This is a genomic window from Cupriavidus necator A5-1 (genome assembly GCF_000744095.1).
GTDB classification, from domain to species: Bacteria; Pseudomonadota; Gammaproteobacteria; order Burkholderiales; family Burkholderiaceae; genus Cupriavidus; species Cupriavidus necator_A.
The window spans coordinates 927,570-947,216 of record NZ_JQLI01000008.1 but is presented as its reverse complement, the minus strand read 5'-3'; the positions used below and the strand labels follow the sequence as shown (position 1 = coordinate 947,216).

At 68.7% G+C, this 19,647-nt stretch carries 14 protein-coding genes; 11 read left to right on the top strand and 3 right to left on the bottom strand.

The annotated features are described in order from the left end of the window. Positions 1–45: 45 nt before the first annotated feature. From K307_RS28565 to K307_RS28550, 4 genes are read left to right on the top strand one after another with little or no spacing between them, the layout of a single operon-like run. Positions 46–1,497: an MdtA/MuxA family multidrug efflux RND transporter periplasmic adaptor subunit gene (locus K307_RS28565; RefSeq protein WP_042884217.1), complete on the top strand. Its 1,452-nt coding sequence runs from the start codon at positions 46–48 to the stop codon at positions 1,495–1,497. A gap of 9 nt (positions 1,498–1,506) precedes the next feature. Beyond that, positions 1,507–4,653 (top strand): MdtB/MuxB family multidrug efflux RND transporter permease subunit, encoded by a 3,147-nt coding sequence (locus K307_RS28560; RefSeq protein WP_042884216.1) that lies wholly within the window; start codon positions 1,507–1,509, stop codon positions 4,651–4,653. After that, positions 4,650–7,949: an efflux RND transporter permease subunit gene (locus tag K307_RS28555; RefSeq protein ID WP_042884214.1), complete on the top strand. Its 3,300-nt coding sequence runs from the start codon at positions 4,650–4,652 to the stop codon at positions 7,947–7,949. The genes K307_RS28560 and K307_RS28555 overlap by 4 nt, the downstream gene beginning before the upstream one ends. Before the next feature lie 17 nt (positions 7,950–7,966). Beyond that, a complete protein-coding gene (locus K307_RS28550; protein WP_051975209.1) occupies positions 7,967–9,469 on the top strand; it encodes an efflux transporter outer membrane subunit in 1,503 nt (500 codons plus the stop codon). On the opposite strand, the gene K307_RS28545 is transcribed toward K307_RS28550, so the two are convergent. After that, the gene (locus K307_RS28545) at positions 9,466–10,392 is read right to left on the bottom strand and encodes a LysR family transcriptional regulator (RefSeq protein WP_051975208.1); all 927 of its coding nucleotides are present in this window, start codon (positions 10,390–10,392) and stop codon (positions 9,466–9,468) included. The genes K307_RS28550 and K307_RS28545 overlap by 4 nt on opposite strands. Before the next feature lie 114 nt (positions 10,393–10,506). Here K307_RS28545 and K307_RS28540 point away from each other — a divergent pair, with 114 nt between their 5' ends. The 7 genes from K307_RS28540 to K307_RS28510 all read left to right on the top strand — a co-directional run bounded on the left by K307_RS28540 (position 10,507) and on the right by K307_RS28510 (position 17,344). Next, positions 10,507–10,962, top strand: coding sequence for a PACE efflux transporter (locus tag K307_RS28540; RefSeq protein WP_042884213.1), 456 nt, complete (start codon positions 10,507–10,509; stop codon positions 10,960–10,962). Between the two features lie 157 nt (positions 10,963–11,119). After that, on the top strand, positions 11,120–12,373 hold the full coding sequence (locus K307_RS28535; protein ID WP_042884212.1) for a flavin-dependent oxidoreductase: 1,254 nt from the start codon (positions 11,120–11,122) through the stop codon (positions 12,371–12,373). Between the two features lie 228 nt (positions 12,374–12,601). After that, entirely contained in the window at positions 12,602–13,753 is a 1,152-nt protein-coding gene (locus tag K307_RS28530; protein ID WP_051975207.1) for an ABC transporter substrate-binding protein, read from the top strand. Next, the gene (locus K307_RS28525) at positions 13,750–14,334 is read left to right on the top strand and encodes a MarR family winged helix-turn-helix transcriptional regulator (protein ID WP_042884211.1); all 585 of its coding nucleotides are present in this window, start codon (positions 13,750–13,752) and stop codon (positions 14,332–14,334) included. The genes K307_RS28530 and K307_RS28525 overlap by 4 nt, the downstream gene beginning before the upstream one ends. Positions 14,335–14,387: 53 nt before the next feature. After that, on the top strand, positions 14,388–16,007 hold the full coding sequence (gene dacB / locus K307_RS28520; RefSeq protein WP_042884210.1) for a D-alanyl-D-alanine carboxypeptidase/D-alanyl-D-alanine-endopeptidase: 1,620 nt from the start codon (positions 14,388–14,390) through the stop codon (positions 16,005–16,007). A gap of 189 nt (positions 16,008–16,196) precedes the next feature. Further along, the gene (locus tag K307_RS28515) at positions 16,197–17,021 is read left to right on the top strand and encodes an AzlC family ABC transporter permease (protein ID WP_042884209.1); all 825 of its coding nucleotides are present in this window, start codon (positions 16,197–16,199) and stop codon (positions 17,019–17,021) included. Continuing rightward, a complete protein-coding gene (locus K307_RS28510) occupies positions 17,018–17,344 on the top strand; it encodes an AzlD domain-containing protein (RefSeq protein WP_042884208.1) in 327 nt (108 codons plus the stop codon). The genes K307_RS28515 and K307_RS28510 overlap by 4 nt, the downstream gene beginning before the upstream one ends. 32 nt (positions 17,345–17,376) lie before the next feature. On the opposite strand, the gene K307_RS28505 is transcribed toward K307_RS28510, so the two are convergent. Both K307_RS28505 and K307_RS28500 read right to left on the bottom strand, forming a co-directional pair. Continuing rightward, entirely contained in the window at positions 17,377–18,366 is a 990-nt protein-coding gene (locus tag K307_RS28505; protein ID WP_042884205.1) for an L-threonylcarbamoyladenylate synthase, read from the bottom strand. 21 nt (positions 18,367–18,387) lie between these two features. After that, positions 18,388–19,632: a 5-(carboxyamino)imidazole ribonucleotide synthase gene (locus tag K307_RS28500; RefSeq protein WP_042884203.1), complete on the bottom strand. Its 1,245-nt coding sequence runs from the start codon at positions 19,630–19,632 to the stop codon at positions 18,388–18,390. Positions 19,633–19,647 lie beyond the last annotated feature (15 nt).

Genomic DNA, 19,647 nt, shown 5'->3' with positions numbered 1-19,647 from the left:
AACACTGCCGGCGCGCCGCGCGCGCCGCTCCCAGGATTTGCGGACATGTCCAACCCCGAACAAGGCCAACCTACCCCCTCCCCGTCGTCTCCGTCCCCCCGCCCGCCTGAAAGCGAGCCGCCGCGGCGCGCCTCGCGCCGCCGGCTCTACGCCGCCGTGCTGGTACTGGTGCTGGCGGGCGGTGTCTGGTACTGGTACGCCCACCGCAGCCCGACACCTGCCAGCACTGCGGGCGCGCCGGGTGGCGCCAGCGGTCCCGGCGCACACGGGGGCCCGGGCGGTGCAGGCATGCCGCGCTCGCCGGTGGTGGTGGCCGAGGTCGCCAGGCGCGACATGGACGTGGTGCTCAACGGCCTCGGCAACGTCACGCCGGTCTCCAACGTGACCGTGCGCGCGCAGGTGTCCGGACCGCTGCTGAAGGTGCTGTTCAAGGAAGGCCAGATGGTCAAGGCCGGCGACGTGCTGGCCGAGATCGACCCGCGCCCGTTCCAGGCGGCGCTGGACCAGGCGGTCGGCCAGCTGGCGCGCGACCAGGCGCTGTTGCAGAACGCGAGGCTCGACCAGCAGCGCTACCGCACGCTGCTGGGCCAGGACTCGATCTCCAAGCAGCAGGTCGACACCCAGGACGCGCTGGTGCGCCAGTATGAGGGCGTGGTCAAGACCGACCAGGGCAACGTCGCCAACGCGCGCCTGCAGCTGGGCTATACGAAGATCGTGGCGCCGGTGTCGGGCCGCATCGGCCTGCGCCAGGTCGACCCGGGCAATATCGTCAACACCAGCGACACCAACGGCATCGCGCTGATCACGCAGATCCAGCCCATCGCCGTGATGTACACCATCCCCGAAGACAACCTGCCCTCGGTGCTGAAGAAGCTCAACGCCGGCGAAGAGCTGCCGGTACAGGCGTGGGACCGCCAGGTGCGCAACCAGCTCGGCGAAGGCACGCTGCTGACCACCGACAACCAGATCGACACCACCACCGGCACGGTCAAGCTCAAGGCGGTCTTCCCCAATGCCGACGGCATGCTGTTCCCCAACCAGTTCGTCAACGTGCGCACGCGCGTCGATACGCTCAAGGACGCCACCGTGATCCCGGTGGCGGCGATCCAGCGCGGCCAGCAAGGCACGTTCGTCTACACGGTCGACGACAACAGCAAGGTCAAGGTGCAGGTGGTCACGCTCGGGCCGGGCGACGGCAGCCGCAACGCGGTGCTCAAGGGCCTGGAGCCTGGCCAGCGCGTGGTGATCGACGGTGCCGACCGGCTCAAGGAAGGCATGACGGTCGAAGCCGTGGACCCGGCCGCGCGCGCCGCCGCGGTGGTGCCGGCCAGCCAGCCGCGCGCACGCGGCCGGCGCCGCGATGGTGGCGGCGGGGGCGGCGCCAGCGGTGCGCACGGCGATGCCAGCGGCGCGGCAGCGTCGGGCGCGGCGGCCGAGCACCGCCGCCACCGCCAGGCCGGCGCCAGCGCCCCGCCGGCCGGCGGCGCGCAGCAGTAAGGACAACGCATGAACCCCTCACGCCTCTTCATCGAGCGCCCGGTCGCCACGGCGTTGCTGATGCTGGCCATCCTGCTGTCCGGGCTGGTGGCCTACCGGCTGCTGCCGCTGTCGGCGCTGCCCGAAGTGGACTACCCGACCATCCAGGTCACCACGCTCTACCCCGGCGCCAGCCCGGACGTGATGACTTCGTCGGTGACCGCGCCGCTGGAGCGCCAGTTTGGCCAGATGCCGGGCCTGAAGCAGATGTCGTCGTCCTCGTCGGGCGGCGCCTCGGTGATCACGCTGCAGTTCGAGCTGACGCTGCCGCTGGACGTGGCCGAGCAGGAAGTCCAGGCCGCGATCAATGCAGGCAGCAACCTACTGCCGTCCGACCTGCCGATGCCGCCGGTCTACAGCAAGGTCAACCCGGCCGACGCGCCGATCATGACCATCGCCATGACCTCCGACACCATGCCGCTGCCCAAGCTGCAGGACATGGTCGACACGCGCGTGGCGCAGAAGATCTCGCAGATCCAGGGCGTGGGGCTGGTCACCATCAGCGGCGGCCAGCGCCCCGCGGTGCGCATCCAGGCCAACCCGACCGCGCTGGCTTCGCTGGACATGTCGATCGACGACCTGCGCACCGCGATCGGGTCGTCCAACGTCAATGGCGCCAAGGGCAGCTTCGACGGGCCCGCGCGCGCCTCCACCATCGACGCCAACGACCAGCTTCGCTCCGCCGACGAGTACCGCCAGATCATCCTGGGCTACAAGAACGGCGCGCCGATCCGCATCACCGACGTGGCCGACATCGTCGACGGCCCCGAGAACAGCCGCCTGGCCGCGTGGGCCAACGACAAGCCCGCGATCGTGCTGAATATCCAGCGCCAGCCCGGGGCGAACGTGATCGAGGTGGTGGACCGCATCAAGACCCTGCTGCCGCAACTGCAGAGTGCGCTACCGGCGTCGGTCCACGTGCAGCTGCTGACCGACCGCACCACCACCATCCGCGCCTCGGTCGAGGACGTGCAGTTCGAGCTACTGCTGGCGATCGCGCTGGTGGTGCTGGTGATCTTCCTGTTCCTGCGCAACGTGCCCGCCACCATCATCCCGGGCGTGGCGGTGCCGCTGTCGCTGGTGGGCACCTTCGGCGTGATGTACCTGGCCGGGTTCTCGATCAACAACCTGACGCTGATGGCGCTGACGATCGCCACCGGCTTCGTGGTCGATGATGCGATCGTGATGATCGAGAACATCATGCGCTACATCGAGAAAGGCGATTCGCCGATGGAGGCGGCGCTCAAGGGCTCGAAACAGATCGGCTTCACCATCATCTCGCTGACCTTCTCGCTGGTGGCGGTGCTGATCCCGCTGCTGTTCATGGGCGACGTGGTCGGCCGGCTGTTCCGCGAGTTCGCGATCACGCTGGCGGTGTCGATCCTGATCTCGGCGGTGGTGTCGCTGACGCTCACGCCGATGATGTGCGCGCGCCTGCTGCACCATGTGCCGGAAGAAAAGCTGTCGCGGTTCCACCGCACCACCGGCCGCTTCTTCGACAACGTGATCGAGCGCTACGGCCGCGCGCTGGACTGGGTGCTCGATCGCCAGAAGGCGACGCTGGTGGTGGCAGTGGCCACGCTGGTGCTGACCGTGCTGCTTTACCTGCTGGTGCCCAAGGGCTTCTTCCCGGTGCAGGACACCGGCGTGATCCAGGGCATTACCGAGGCCGCGCAGACCACCTCATTCGACGCCATGGCACGCAAGCAGCAGGCAGTGGCCAAGGTGGTGATGCAGGACCCGGCGGTGGAGAGCATGTCGTCGTTTATCGGCGTGGACGGCACCAACACCACGCTCAACGCCGGGCGCATGCTGATCAACCTCAAGCCCAAGGGCGATCGCGATCCGATCGAGGTGGTGACACAGCGCCTGCAGCAGGCGGTGCATGAACTCGGTGGCGTGTCGCTGTTCACGCAGCCGGTGCAGGACCTGACCATCGAAGACAAGGTATCGCGCACGCAGTACCAGTTCACGGTGGAAGATCCCGATCCCGAGACGCTGGCCACGTGGGTACCGAAGCTGGTGGAACGCCTGCGCCAGGAACCCGAGTTGCGCGACGTCACCAGCGACCAGCAGAACAACGGCCTGCGCGCCTATGTCGAAATCGACCGCGACGCCGCGGCGCGCTTCGGCATCACCACCGCGGTGATCGACAGCGCGCTGTACAGCGCCTTCGGCCAGCGGCTGGTGTCGACCATCTTCACGCAGTCGAGCCAGTACCGCGTGGTGCTGGAAACCATGCCCGAGTTCCGCAAGAGCCCGCAGTCGCTGGCCGACCTGCGCCTGCCCTCCTCCTCGGGCGGCCAGGTGCCGCTGGGCTCATTCGCGCGCATCACCGAGCGCACCGGCCCGCTGGTGGTCAACCACCAGGGCCAGTTCCCGGCGGCGACGATCTCGTTCAACCTGGCGCATGGCGAATCGCTGGGCGCCGCGGTCGACAAGATCACCCAGGTCGAGCACGAGCTGGGCCTGCCGATCTCGATGCAAACCAGCTTCCAGGGCGCCGCGCTGGCGTTCCGCGCCTCGCTGTCGAACACACTGTGGCTGATCCTGGCGGCGGTGGTGACGATGTATATCGTGCTGGGCGTGCTGTATGAAAGCACCATCCACCCGGTCACCATCCTGTCGACGCTGCCGTCGGCGGGCGTGGGCGCGCTGCTGGCGCTGCTGGTGGCAGGCCAGGACCTGGGCATCATTGCGATCATCGGCATCATCCTGCTGATCGGTATCGTCAAGAAGAACGCGATCATGATGATCGACTTCGCGCTCGAGGCAGAGCGCGAAGGCGGCATGCGCCCGCGCGACGCGATCTTCCAGGCCTGCCTGCTGCGCTTCCGCCCGATCCTGATGACCACCATGGCGGCCCTGCTGGCGGCACTGCCGCTGATGCTGGGTTCCGGCATCGGCAGCGAGCTGCGCCGGCCGCTGGGTGTGACCATGGTGGGCGGCCTGCTGGTCAGCCAGGTGCTGACGCTGTTCACCACGCCGGTGATCTACCTGGCGTTCGACCGCGTGGCCACGCGCGTGAAGGGCTGGCGCAAGCGGCGCTTTGGCGATCCTGAGGAAGGCGGCACGGGCGACGAACCGCCTGGCCCGCAGGAGCCGGTGCAGCGATGAACCTCTCGGCTGCCTTTATCCACCGGCCGGTCGCGACCGCGCTGCTGACGCTCGGCATCCTGCTGGCGGGGCTGGCCGCGCTGCGGCTGCTGCCGGTGTCGCCGCTGCCGCAGGTGGACTTCCCGACCATCTCGGTGTCGGCCTCGCTGCCCGGCGCCAGCCCCGAGACCATGGCCGCTACCGTGGCCACGCCGCTGGAGCGGGCGCTCGGCACGATCGCCGGCGTGACCGAGATCACGTCGAGCAGTTCGCTCGGCTCGACCCGCGTGACGCTGCAGTTCGACCTGTCGCGCAATATCGACGGCGCCGCGCGCGACGTGCAGGCCGCGATCAATGCCTCGCGCGCCACGCTGCCGACCAGCCTGCCCAACAACCCGACCTACCGCAAGGTCAACCCGGCCGACGCGCCGATCATGATCATCGCGCTCACGTCCCCGACGATGACGCGCGGCCAGCTGTACGACGCGGCCTCGACCATCCTGGCGCAGAAGCTGTCGCAGGTGGACGGCGTGGGCCAGGTCACCATCGGCGGCGCCTCGCTGCCGGCGGTGCGGGTCGAACTGAACCCCACCGCGCTGAACAACTATGGCATCTCGCTGGAGGACGTGCGCAACACCATCAGCGCGACCAACGCCAACCGGCCGCTGGGCACGCTGGAAAACGCTACCAGCAACTGGCAGGTCTACGCCAACGACCAGGCGATGAAGGCGGAAGACTACATGCCGCTGATCATCCGCTACGCCACGCCGGGGACCTTCTCGTCGACATCGGCGGGCGCGCTGATTGCCAGCACCGCCAACGCCGCCGCCAGCGGCGGCGTCAGCACCAAGGTGGTCAACGGCGTCACCGTGACCACGCTGACCACCAGCAGCGGTACCACCACCATTACCAGCGGCGCCACCGGTGGCACCAGCGCCACCAGCGGGCCAAACTCGTTCGCGGTGCCGGTGCGGCTGCGCGACGTGGCCAATGTGGTCGACTCGGTGCAGGACATCCGCAACGCCGGTTCGGCCAACGGCAAGCCGTCGGTGCTGCTGGTGCTGAACCGCTCGCCGGGCGCCAACATCATCGAGACCGTCGACCGCGTCAACGAGATGCTGCCGCAGCTGCAGAAAATGATCCCGGCGGCGATCTCGATGGACGTGATGATGGACCGCACGCCCACCATCCGCGCCTCGCTGCGCGAGGTCGAGCACACGCTGATGATCTCGGTGGCGCTGGTGATCATGGTGGTGTTCGTGTTCCTGCGCAATGTGCGCGCGACCTTTATCCCAAGCGTGGCGGTGCCGGTGTCGCTGATCGGCACCTTCTCGGTGATGTACCTGGCGGGGTTCTCGCTGAACAACCTGTCGCTGATGGCGCTGACGATTGCCACCGGTTTCGTGGTCGACGATGCCATCGTGGTGCTGGAGAACATCTCGCGCCATATCGAGGAAGGCATGAAGCCACTCGCCGCGGCGCTGCGCGGTGCGCGCGAAGTGGGCTTCACGGTGCTGTCGATGAGCCTGTCGCTGATCGCGGTATTCATTCCGCTGCTGATGATGGGCGGCATCGTCGGGCGGCTGTTCCAGGAGTTCGCGATCACGCTGTCGGTGGCGATTCTGGTGTCGCTGGTGGTGTCGCTGACTACCACGCCCATGATGTGCGCGCGCCTGCTGCGCCCTGCCGAACCGGAGAAGCAGGGACGCTTCTTCCGCGCCACCGAGCGCATGTTCCAGTGGCTGCACGACGGCTATGCGCGCTCGCTGTCCACGGCGCTGCGCCTGAGCCCGCTGGTGTGGCTGGTGCTGATCGCCACCATCGCGCTCAACGTGTACCTGTACGTGATCGTGCCCAAGGGCTTCTTCCCGCAGCAGGACACCGGCCGGCTGATCGGCTTTATCCGCGCCGACCAGGCCACCTCGTTCCAGGCCATGCAGGGCAAGCTCGACAGCTTTATCAAGATCGTGCGCTCGGATCCGGCGGTGGACAACGTGACCGGCTTTACCGGCGGCTCGCAGCGCAATACCGGGCAGATGTTCGTCACGCTCAAGCCGCTGTCCGAGCGCAAGGAATCCGCCGACGCGATCATTGCGCGGCTGCGCGGCAAGCTGGCCAAGGAGCCGGGTGCGAGCCTGTTCCTGCAGTCGGTGCAGGACATTCGCATCGGCGGGCGGCAGAGCAGCTCGCAGTACCAGTTCACGCTGCAGTCCGACGACCTTGAGGTGCTGCGAGTGTGGGAGCCCAAGGTGCGGGCGGCGCTGTCCAACCTGAAAGGGCTGGAGGATATCGATACCGATACCAACGACAAGGGCCTGCAGACCTCGGTGATCATCGACCGCGATGCGGCCTCGCGCCTGGGCGTGACCGCGCAGCAGATCGATGCGGTGCTCAACGATGCCTTCGGCCAGCGGCTGGTGTCCACAATCTACCACCCGCTCAACCAGTACCGCGTGGTGATGGAGCTGAGCCAGGAATACCTGCAGGGCCCGAACGCGCTCAAGGACATCTACGTGGTCACCGGCAACGGCAACCGCGTGCCGCTGGCGGCGTTCTCGCGCGTGGTGCCGACCAGCACGCCGCTGGGCGTGAACCACCAGGGGCAGTTCGCGGCGTCGACGATCTCGTTCAACCTGGCCGAGGGCATGTCGCTGTCGCAGGCGACCGATGCCGTCACGCGCGAGATGGCGCGCATCGGCGTGCCGGAGACCCTGCGCGCCAACTTCCAGGGCGGCGCCAAGGCGTTCCAGGACTCGCTCAAGAGCCAGCCGGTCCTGATCCTGGCGGCGCTGATCACGATCTATATCGTGCTGGGCGTGCTGTATGAAAGCTATGTGCACCCGCTGACGATCCTGTCGACGCTGCCGTCGGCGGGCGTCGGCGCGCTGCTGGCGCTGCTGGCGTCGAAGACCGACTTCAGCATCATCGCGCTGATCGGCGTGATCCTGCTGATCGGCATCGTCAAGAAGAACGCCATCATGATGATCGACTTCGCCATCGATGCCGAACGGCGCGAGGGGCTGTCGCCGCGCGACGCCATCTACCGCGCCTGCCTGCTGCGCTTCCGCCCGATCCTGATGACCACCATGGCCGCGCTGCTGGGTGCGGTGCCGCTGGCGATCGGCCGCGGCGACGGCGCCGAGCTGCGCGCGCCGCTGGGCATCTCCATTGTCGGCGGGCTGGTGGTAAGCCAGCTGCTGACGCTGTACACCACGCCGGTGGTCTACCTGACGCTGGACCGCTGGCGCCTGAAGGTCAAGGCCTGGCGCCAGCGCCGCCGTGGTACTGGCACGCCGGACCAGCCGGCTGCCGTCTAGATTTGCGAAGACTCGACATGAATGCTTTTACCCGTTTCCTGACCCATGCCCTGCCGGTGCCGCTGGCCTGCACGCTGCTGCTGGCCGGCTGTGCGGTGGGCCCCGACTACAAGCGCCCGGACGCACCCGTGTCGGAGGCGTTCAAGGAGGCCGATGGCACGGCGGGCACGGCCGATGCCACCACCTGGCGCGGCGACTGGAAGACCGCCGAGCCGCAGGACGCGACCGCACGCGCCGACTGGTGGAAGGTGTTCGGCGACAGCCAGCTCGATGCGCTGATGTCCGAGGTGCAGATCTCGAACCAGAACATCAAGGCCGCCGAGGCGCAGTACCGCCAGGCCGTGGCCGCGCTGCAGGCGGCGCGCGCCGGCTTTTTCCCGATCGTCGACGCGCAGGCCGGCGCTTCGCGCGCGCGAAGCGCCAGCGGCAATACGCTAAACGGGCAGAGTGTGACGCTGGGCGCGACGTGGGAAATCGATGTGTGGGGCCGCGTGCGACGCCAGGTGGAGAGCAGCGAAGCGAGCGCGCAAGCGAGCCAGGCCGATCTGGCATCGGCGCTGCTATCGACGCAGGCAACGCTGGCGCAGAGCTATTTCCTGCTGCGCGTGGCCGATGCGCAGAAGGCGCTGCTGGACCGCACCGTGGCGGACTACGCGAAGTCCTTGCAGCTGGTGCAGAACCAGTACGCCGCCGGCACCGCGCAGCGCTCGGACGTGCTGCAGTCAGAGACCCAGCTCAAGAGCGCGCAGGCGCAGCAGATCGACATCCAGATTACGCGCGCGCAGCTCGAGCACGCCATCGCCATCCTGGTCGGCAAGCCACCCGCGGCGCTGTCGCTGGACGCCGACGAGTTTCGTGCAGCGCCACCGCTTGTCCCCGCGGCGGTGCCGTCGGAACTGCTGGAGCGCCGCCCCGACATCGGCGCGGCCGAGCGCCGCATGGCGTCGGCCAATGCGCAGATCGGCGTGGCGCAGGCGGCTTACTACCCGACGCTGTCGCTGTCGGCCAGCGGCGGGCTGACCGCCAGCACGCTGGCGCGCTGGGTATCGCTGCCCGACCGCATCTGGTCGATCGGCGCCGGCCTGGCGGGCACGCTGTTCGACGGTGGCCTGCGCAGCGCGGCCAAGTCACAGGCGGTGGCGGTCTACGACCAGACCGTCGCCAACTACCGCCAGACCGTGCTGACGGCGTTCCAGGAAGTCGAGGACAACCTCGCCGCGCAGCGGCTGCTGGAGCAGGAAGCGGTGGTGCAGAACGACGCGCTGCGCTCGGCGCGCGAGGCGCTGGTGCTGGTCAACAATCGCTACCGCGCCGGCACCGCCGGCCTGCTCGACGTGTTGACGGCGCAGACCAGCGCCTACACTGCCGAACGCACGGCACTGACGATCACCGGGCGCCAGTACACGGCGGCGGTGGTGCTGATCAAGGCGCTGGGCGGAGGCTGGCATCCGCAGGCGCTTGGGGATGCCACCACAGGAAGCACCGGGGACGCGGCCACCGCCACGGTGGGCCAGCGCTAGGCCGAAGCGCCGCGGTTCTCTTCCCGCTCCTCGGCCGGCGCACGTGGCAGCGGCTGCCGGCAGATCCGTTCGCGCAGCCAGGTGGCGGCCTTGCCCAGCGGCCGCTGCTTGTGCCACACCAGCTCCATCGCCACCGGCCAGTCCTGCTGCTGGAACGCCAGCGGCGGCGACACTAGCCGCGCCGCGGCCGGCGAATTGGCCACCACGTGCCACGGCACGAAGGCCCAGCCCAGCCCGCGCTTGACCAGTTCCACGATCACCCACTGGCTTTCCACCCACCACACGTCGGCGGCGACACGCAGGCGCATCTTCTCTTCGCTGTCGGTGCGGGTTGCGACCATCAGCTGGCGATAGCGCTTGAGCTCTTCCCAGTCGACGCGCTGCCCCGCCAGCGGATGGTCGGGCGCGCACAGGATCTGCATCGGCACCCAGCCCAGCGCATGGAAGCCCAGCGCGGGCGGCAGCACCTCCTGCCGCCACATGATGCCGAGGTCGGCACCGCCCTCCAGCACCAGGCGGCTGACGTCTTCCATCAGTGGGAACAGCAGTTCCAGCTCAACCGCGGGGAAGCGGCTGGAAAACTCCTCCAGCAGCATGCCCAGCGTCTCTTCGGGATAGAGCTCGTCGACCGCCAGCACCAGCCGCGTCTCCACGCCCTCGCCCAGGCTCTTGGCGACACCGCGAAAGTGTTCGCATCGCTCCAGGATCACGCGTGCCTCGGCCAGCAGGCGTTCGCCGGCGGGCGTCAGCACCGGGTAGCGGCCGCTGCGGTCGAACAGCGCGTTGCCGGCGTCGATCTCCAGGTTGGACACGGCCGCGCTGACCACCGACTGGGCCTTGCCCAGCCTGCGCGCGGCGGCGGAGAAAGAGCCGGTGTCGGCGGCGGCAACGAAGGCCTGTAGTTGATCGAGAGAGAGACTCATGAGGCGCCTCATTCGGGCATCTATCGGAAATACCGATAGTATCCAACTTGGCAATCCCTGCCCAGCAGATAGACTCGGCCCGGTCTGTACTTCTGCCCCGCAAGGAGAAACCCAATGCGCAACACCCGGGACCGTATCCGCCACGCCATCGGCTTTGAGGCGATCGGCCTGCTGCTCTTCGCTCCGCTGGCGAGCTGGGCGTTCGGCTACGAACTGCACCAGATGGGCCTGATCGGCGCGGTCGCCTCGCTGATTGCCACCGGCTGGAACTACCTGTACAACCTGCTGTTCGACAAGGCGATGCTGCGCATCACCGGCCAGGTGCGCAAGTCGGTGCTGGTGCGCGTGCTGCACGCGATCCTGTTCGAACTGGGCCTGCTGGTGGTGTTCCTGCCGTCGTTGGCGTGGTACCTCGATATCAGCCTGCTCGACGCGCTGATCATGGATATCGCGGTGGCCGGCTTCTACATGGTCTATGCGCTGGTGTACAACTGGCTGTATGACATCGTCTTCCCGGTGCCGTCGCTGAAGCGCGCGGCGGCCAAACCCGACGGCGCGGCGCTGGGCTGAGCGCGGGTTTTTCCTGACCCCGGACAGGTCACTTCCGGGGCTTTCCCCGCCTTGCCGCGCGCGGTCGCATTGTTATACTCCATAACAAATATCGATTCGACCGGACGCGATACCGTTGCACCAGCGCACCGGCATCGCCTGCAAGCGGGGAGACACAATGAAGATCGCAATCGCCGGCGGCGGCATCGGCGGACTAACGCTGGCGCTGCTGTGCCACCGCCACGGCATCGACGCCGAGGTCTGGGAAGCCAGCGAATCGCTGCGCCCGCTGGGCGTGGGCATCAACCTGCTGCCGCACGCCGTGCGCACCCTGTCCGAGCTGGGGCTGCGCGACGCGCTGGCGGAACTCGCCATCGAAACCTCGTCCCTGTCCTACTACAACAAGCTCGGCCAGCGCATCTGGCATGAGCCGCGCGGCCTCGCGGCCGGCTACGACTGGCCGCAGTTCTCGATCCATCGCGGCGAGTTCCAGATGCTGCTGCATCGCACCGTTGTCGAACGGCTGGGCGCGGACGCCGTGCATACCGGGCATGCGTTCGAGACCGTGCTGGATACCGGCAAAGGCGGCCCGGTACGCTTCGGCCTGCGCCGCCGCGGCGACGGCGCCGAGATCGAGGCCAGCGCCGATGTGCTGGTCGGCGCCGACGGCATCCACTCCGCGGTGCGCCGGCACTTCTACCCCGCCGGCGACGCGCCGCGCTTCTCGCGCCGCATGCTGTGGCGCGCGGTCACCGAGGCGCCGCCCTACCTGGACGGCCGCTCGATGTTCATGGCCGGGCACCAGGACCAGAAGTTCGTTGCCTATCCGATCTCGGAACCGCTGCGCCGCCAGGGCCGCTCGCTGGTCAACTGGATCGCCGAGCTGCGCGTGCCCGACAGCGTGCCCGACACCCCGCCGCGCAGCGACTGGAACAAGCAGGTCGACAAGTCCGTGTTCCGCGCCGCCTTCGCCGATTGGCGGTGGGACTGGATCGACATCCCCGCGCTGATCGACGGCGCCGAAGCGATCTATGAATTCCCGATGGTCGACAAGGACCCGCTGCCGCGCTGGACCTTCGATCGCGTCACGCTGCTGGGCGATGCCGCGCACCCGATGTACCCGATCGGCTCGAACGGCAGCGCGCAGGCGATCCTGGACGCGCGCTACCTGGTCGACAGCCTGCTGGGCACGCCCGACACCGGCTACGCGTTGCGCGAGTACGAGGCCGAGCGGCTGCCGCGCACCGCGGGTATTGTGCTGCGCAACCGGATGAACGGGCCGGAGCAGGTGATGCAGTTGGCGGAGGAACGCGCGCCGCAGGGCTTTGCCGATATCGAGCAGGTGATTCCGCGTGCGGAGCTGGAGGCGATTTCGCTGCGGTATAAGCAGTTGGCGGGGTTCGACAGGCAGTCGATGCAGGGCAACACATAGGTCGACGCCAACGTTTTTGGGTGCACCAAAGCCGCCCGAGCTGGCCTAAGCAAGGTGTTCTCCCTCTCCCCTCAAGGAACCACATGAAGCGGGGCCAACTGTTTTAACCCACCGCCCTCAGCCTTTGACCCTCCTGCGCTCTCCCCCGCCCCTCTCCCGCAAGCGGGAGAGGGGCGCAAACAAGCGGTTGAGAAACACATACAAGACCATTCAGACAGAGGAGACAACATGGCGCCCATGACCCCAACCAAGCTGGCCCGCCTGGCGCTTGCGGCCGCCCTCGCCTTCGCCACCGGCACCGCCCTGGCCGACATCACCGTAGGCATCAGCCTGTCCACCACCGGCCCTTCCGCCTCGCTCGGCATCCCGCAGAAAAACTCCCTGCCCTACCTGCCCCAGCGCATCGGCAGTGAAGCGGTGCGCTACATCGTGCTGGACGACGCCTCCGACCCCACGCAAGGCGCCAAGGTCGCACGCCGCTTCGTCGCCGAGGACAAGGTCGACATCATCCTCGGCTCGTCAGCCGTCGCACCCTCGATCGCCATCGCCGAAGTGGCGGACGAAAGCCAGACCGTGCAGCTCGCGTTCTCGCCGATCGAACTCAAGCCCGGCCGCGGCGCCTGGACCTTCCGCCTGGCGCAGCCGGTGCGGCTGATGGCCAATGCCGTGGCCGCCACGGCCAAGACCAACGGCGTCAAGACCATCGGCTTTATCGGCTTTGCCGACGCCTATGGCGAGACCTGGCTGAAGGACTTCACCGCCGCCGCCATGGCCAACGGCATCCGCCTGGTCGCGACCGAGCGCTACGGCCGCGCCGACACCAGCGTGACCGCGCAGGCGATCAAGCTGATCGCCGCCAAGCCCGACGCCATCCTGATCGCCGGCGCGGGCACCGGCGCCGCGCTGCCGCACACTACGCTGCGCGAGCGCGGCTACGGCGGGACCATCTACCACACGCACGGCGCGGCCACCAAGGACCTGATCCGCATCGGCGGGCGCATGGTCAATGGTGCGATCCTTCCGGCCGGGCCGGTGATCGTGCCGGAGCAGCTGCCCGCTGGCGACCCGGTGCGCAAGCCGGGCCTGGACTACGTCACCCGCTACGAGAAGCAGTACGGCGCCGACACCCGCACCCAGTTCGGCGCGCATGCCTACGATGCCGGGCTGGTGCTGGAGCGGATCGTGCCGGTGGCGCTCAGGCACGCCAAGCCGGGCACGCCGGCGTTCCGCCAGGCGCTGCGCCACGCGCTGGAGACCGAGAAGGACATCGTGGTCTCGCACGGTGTGCTGAACTTCAGCGCGCAAGACCACTATGGCTTTGACCAGCGCGGCCGCGTTATGCTGACCATCGATAACGGCAACTGGAAGCTCCTGAAATGAATCCCGATGCATCCGGCGACCCACCCGCCGCCGCAGGCAAGAGCGGTGGCGCAGGCGCCGCCGGCACGCGGCGCAAGGCGCGGGACCCGCTCGCCCCCGATCCCGCGGGCACGGAGGCCGACACCGGCTTCGATCCCCATGTGCCGAACGTGGACTATGGCGTGCTCGACAGCCTGGTCGGCTACGCCATCCGCCGCGCGCAGATCCGCATCTACGAAGACTTCGTGGTGTCGCTGAGGCAGTGGCAGATCACGCCGCCGCGCTTCTCGGCGCTGGTGATCATCTCGCGCAACCCGCACCTGAAGCTGACCGAGCTGGCGCGCATCCTCGGCATTGCGCGCTCGGGCGCGGTGCTGCTGGTCGATGCGCTGGAAGAGATGAAGCTGGTGGCGCGCCGCCCGGCGCCGGGCGACCGCCGCGCCTACAGCCTGGTGCTGACCCCGGCCGGGCGCCGCACGCTGGAAGCCGCCACGCAGGCGGTGGTCAAGCACGATGCGCATGTCGGCTCGGCGCTGACCGAGTCGGAACAGGCGACGCTGAAGTCGCTGCTGGCACGGCTGGCACCGCCGCGCGCCGGCTGACGGCGTAGCGGGCAAGCCTGCTGTCATCCGGCTGGCGGTTTGCATGCGTTAACATGGCCGCCATGCCAAGAACAACCGCCACGCGAACCGCATCTCGACCTGGCGCGCTGCTGCGCCGCCTGTCGCCCCTCCTTGCCGCCGCCCTGCTGCTGGCGGCGGGCCCCGCCCTCTCGCCGGCGTTGGCCAAGCCGCCGGCCAAGGCGGCTACTGCCACCAAAGCCACCAAGGCCGCCAAGGCAGAGCGGGCGACAAAGACAGGAAAACCGGCCCGCGCCGCCGCCAACCCGGCGCTGGTGCACGCCGGCGTGCCGGCACAGGTGGCCGCCGCGCTGCGTCGCGCCGGTGTGCCGGCCTCGGCCGCCAGCTTCTACGTGATCCGGCTGGGCGCGCCCGCCGCGCGCGCCAGCTGGAATGCGCAGGAGCCGATGAACCCGGCCTCGACCATGAAACTGGTCACCACCTTCGCCGGCCTGCAACTGCTGGGCCCGGACTACCGCTGGCAGACCTCGCTCTACGCCGATGCCCAACCCACCGGCGACGGCACCGTCAACGGCAACGTCTACCTGCGCGGCCGCGGCGATCCCAAGCTGGTGCCGGAAGAGATGGCAAAGCTGGTGGCCAGCGCGCGTGCCGGCGGCACCACCACCATCAACGGCGACCTGGTGCTCGACCGCAGCTACTTTGCCGATGGCCTGGACGGCAACGGCACCATCGACGGCGAGGTCCAGCGCGCCTACAACGTCGGCCCGGATGCGCTGCTCTATGCCTTCAAGACGCTGTCGTTCACGCTGACGCCGGACCCGGCCAGCCAGACCGTGGCGGTCAACGTCACGCCCGAGCTGGCGCAACTGAAGCTCGACAACCGGCTAACGCTGACCAACGGCCGCTGCGGCGACTGGCAATCGAGCGCCAGCCCGACCGTGGCGCCCCAGCCGGACGGCACCGTGCTGGCGTCCTTTGCCGGCGACTATTCCAGCGGCTGCGGCGAGCAGGTGCTGAATATCGCCACGCTCTCCCATGCGGAATTCACCTGGGGCGGCTTCGTCGCCGAATGGCAGCGCGCCGGCGGGCGCTTTACCCACGTGCCCGCGCTGCGCAGCGGCCAGGTGCCGCGCGGCGCGGTGCTGCTGGCGCGCCACTACGGGCTGCCGCTGGCCGACATCGTGCGCGACATCAACAAGTTCTCGAACAATGTGATGGCGCGCCAGCTGTTCCTGACCATCGGCGCCGAGATCGACCGCGGCGGCCCGGCCAGTACCGAGCGCTCCGTGCGCGTGGTGCGGCGCTGGCTGGCGCGCCAGGGTCTCGATATGCCCGGCCTGGTGCTGGACAACGGCTCGGGCCTGTCGCGCGAGGAACGCATCAGCGCCTATGACATGGCGCGTATGCTGCAGCAGGCCGCGGCCAGCAACGTGGGCCCGGTGCTGATCGATTCGCTGCCGGTGCTGGGCGTCGACGGCACGCTGCGCAACCGGCTGACGCGCGCCGATGCGGCCGGCAGCGGCTACCTGAAGACCGGCACGCTGGCCGACGTGCGCGCGCTGGCCGGCTATGTCGATTCGGCCCAGGGCGGCCGCTATGTGGTGGTGAGCATGATCAACCACCCCAACGCGTCGCAGGCGCAGGAGGCGCACGACGCGCTGATGCAGTGGGTGTACCGCGGCGCACCCTGACGCCGCAGGACGACAGGCCGCGGCGGATGGCCGTGGCCTGCCGCCAACGCCGGGCGGCATTTTGTTAAGCGGCCACTTACCACGCTGCGATCGACCCCTATAATGGCATGATGCCGACCGCGTCCTGCGGCGGCAGCCTTCCGGGCCGGCCCTCGGCCCCGGGCCTGCACTGCCCCCTCTTCCTCAGACATGACTTCCCGACAACCCTCGGTGTGGTTGCGCCTCTGGCATCGCTTCGCACCCGCCGAACGCGCCGGCTTTATCGCCGGCGCACGCTACTTTGCCCCGTCCCTGCCCGCGGTGTTTTCCTGGGGCCTGGTCACCGGCGTGGCGATGAGTAAATCCGTGATGACCGTCCCCGAAGCCATCGGCATGTCGCTGCTGGTCTACGCCGGCTCGGCGCAGCTGGCGGTACTGCCGCTGTTCGCGGCCGGCCTGCCGCTGTGGACCGTCTGGCTGACCGCGACCATGGTCAACCTGCGCTTCGTGATCTTCAGCGCAGCGATGCAGCCGCACTTCAGCTATCTGACGCTGCCGCGGCGCACGGTGTTGGGCTTCTTCAACGGCGACCTGCATTTCGTCTACTTCATGCAGAAGTACAGCACGCCGGGCTATGAGCCCGGCAAGGAAGGCTACTTCTGGGGCATGGCGCTGACCAACTTCGCGATGTGGCAGGTGTCGTCGATCATCGGCATCGTGCTGGCCAGCCTCTTCCCCGATAGCTGGGGGCTGGGCGTGGCGGGCACCCTGGCGCTGATCCCGGTGATGATCGCCACCATCAGTTCGCGCTCGACGCTGATGGCGGTGGTGATTTCGGCGGTGCTGGCGCTGCTGTGCTTTGACTTGCCTTACCGGCTTGGGCTGGTGGTGGCGGTGGTGGGGGCGATTGCTGCCGGCATGGCCAGCGATGACCTGGCCGCGCGCGCGGCGCTGCGCGGGATCCGCCGCCGGCGCAAGACCAGGGCGATCGCGCGGGCAGCCTCGACGCAGACAACACCGGGAGACCGCGCATGAGCCATGGCGAGATCTGGATTGCCATTGTCGGCATGGGCGTCGTGACCGTGGTGACGCGGGCGCTGTTCCTGATGGCCGGCGAGCATGTCACCGTGCCGGATCGGCTCCAGCGCGCGTTGCGTTATGCGCCGGCGGCGGCGCTGGCGGCGATCATCCTGCCGGACCTGATGACGTGGCAGGGACACTTCACGGTGGCGTTGTCGAACTACAAGCTGATGGCGGGGGTTGCGGCGACGTTGTTCTACCTGCTGACCAGGAAGATGGTGGGGATGATTGCGGTGGGGATGGCGGTTTATACGGGGTTGCGGCTGTTTGGGGGGTGAGGTGACGGCAGCGTGCTTGGCATGTGCCCGCCCTACTCTCCAAACGCCGCCGCCGCCCGCTCCAGCCGGTCGCGCACGCCGGCCCAGTCGGGCCCTTCGGGCAGCGGCTCGAACATCAGCTGCGTGTAGCCCTGCTTGTCCAGCTTGCGCAGCAGCCGATACAACTCCCGCGCATAGGCGGCAGCATCCGCAGGCGCCTGCACCCAGGTACAGCGCTGGTCCGCCAAGGGCGCGCGCCCGACCCATGCCACACGGGCGTCCTCCGGCAGCGCTGCGAGATGCGCGGAAGCGGACTGCGCATCGGCCAGCAACAACGGCGTGTGCGGGGCGTAGTGGGCCTTCAGCGTGCCGGAAGCACGCGGCGCCGCAGCGTCGGGCGGCAACGGCGCCTCCCCCAACACCTCGGCCATCATCGCGGCAGTAATCGCACCAGGGCGCAGCAACACCGGCCCAATCCCCTGGTCCAGCCGCGACAGGTCGACGATGGTCGATTCGATCCCGACTTCGACGCCGTCGCCTTCCAGCACATACACCGCATCGCCGAACTCGTCGCGCACATGTTGCGCGGTGGTCGGGCTGACCTGCCCGAACTTGTTCGCCGAAGGCGCCGCGATGCCGCCACGGCCGCGCTTGAAGCGCGAGAGCAGTGTCTGCGCCACTGGGTGGGACGGGCAGCGCAGGCCGATGCTGTCCTGCCCCCCTGCCACCGCCGCGTGGATATGGGCGGCGCGCTTGAGGATCAGCGTCAGCGGACCGGGCCAGAAGGCGTCGATCAGTTTCTGCGCGGCCTCGGGGACCTCTTCGGTCCAGTAGCCGATGTCGGCGCCGTCGACCACGTGAACGATCAGCGGGTGGTTCGGGGGCCGGCCCTTGAGCGCGAAGATGCGGGCGACCGCCTCCGGGTTCTCCGCGTCGGCGCCGAGGCCGTAGACGGTCTCGGTGGGAAAGGCGACCAGTTGCCCGGCCTCAAGCAGGCGGACGGCTTCGTCCAGTTCGGCGGCCGAGGGCATGCGCGGCGACATCGTGTTCCTTGGAGTCTGGCTTCAGAGCGGGATATGCAGCGCCTGCGCGGCAGCGGCAAAGGCGGCGTCGGCCGCTTCGGCATGCTCGCCCACGCAGTTGATATGGCCCATCTTGCGCGACGGGCGTGCGTCGCTCTTGCCGTACAGGTGCAGCTTGGCGCCGGGCTGTGCGACCACTTCGTCCCAGGCCGGCGTGCGCTCCAGGCCGAACTCGAACCACACATCGCCCAGCAGGTTCAGCATCTTGCCGGCCGAGTGCTGGCGCGTGTTGCCCAGCGGCAGGCGCGCCATCGCGCGTACCTGCTGCTCGAACTGGCTGGTCTCGCACGCGTCCATGGTGATGTGGCCGGAGTTGTGCGGGCGCGGCGCCATCTCGTTGGCGACCAGCGAGCCGTCGGTCAGCACGAAGAACTCGATGCACAGCACGCCCACGTAGCCCATCTCGGTGGCGATCGCCGCGGCGGCGGCGCGCGCGCGGTCCGCGATCTCCGGCGAGACACTGGTCGACGGCATTTCCGTCGAGAACAGGATGCCGTCGCGGTGCACGTTCTCTGCGAGCGGCCAGGTGGCGGTGGAACCATTCGCGGCACGCGCGGCCAGCACCGACACTTCATATTCCAGCGGCAGCATCTGCTCCAGCACGCACGGCACGTGCTGCATCGCCTTCCACGCGGCGCGCACGTCGTCGCGCGTCTTCACGCGCGCCTGGCCCTTGCCGTCGTAGCCCATGCGCGCGGTCTTGAGGATGCCGGGAAGCACGTGGTCGGGCAGCTGGTCGACGTCGGCGTCGTGCTGGATCACCCAGTGCGGGGCCGGCGGCACGCCGGTGCGCTCGGCACAAGCGGCGAAGAACTTCTTCTCGCCGATGCGGTTCTGCGCGATCGACACGCAGTAGCCGCGCGGCGCGACGAAGGCGCCGAGCTGCTCGAGGCGGTCCAGCGACAGCGACGGCACGTTCTCGAACTCGGTGCTCACCGCCTGGCACAGCTTGCCCATCTCGGCCAGCGCGGCCTCGTCGGTGTACTGCGCGCAGATATGCTTGTCCGCCACCACGCCCGCCGGGCTGTCCTGGTCGGGATCGAGCACGCACACGCGATAGCCCATCGCTTGCGCCGCATGCGTGAACATGCGGCCAAGCTGGCCGCCGCCCAGCATGCCGAGCCAGGCGCCGGGCAGGATGGGCGCGTCGGGGCGGTCGACGCCGAACTCGGCGCGCGATTCCGGCGTGTGGGCTTCGGAGAGGTAGGGATGGATATCGGTGGGCATTGCTCGGTTCCGTTT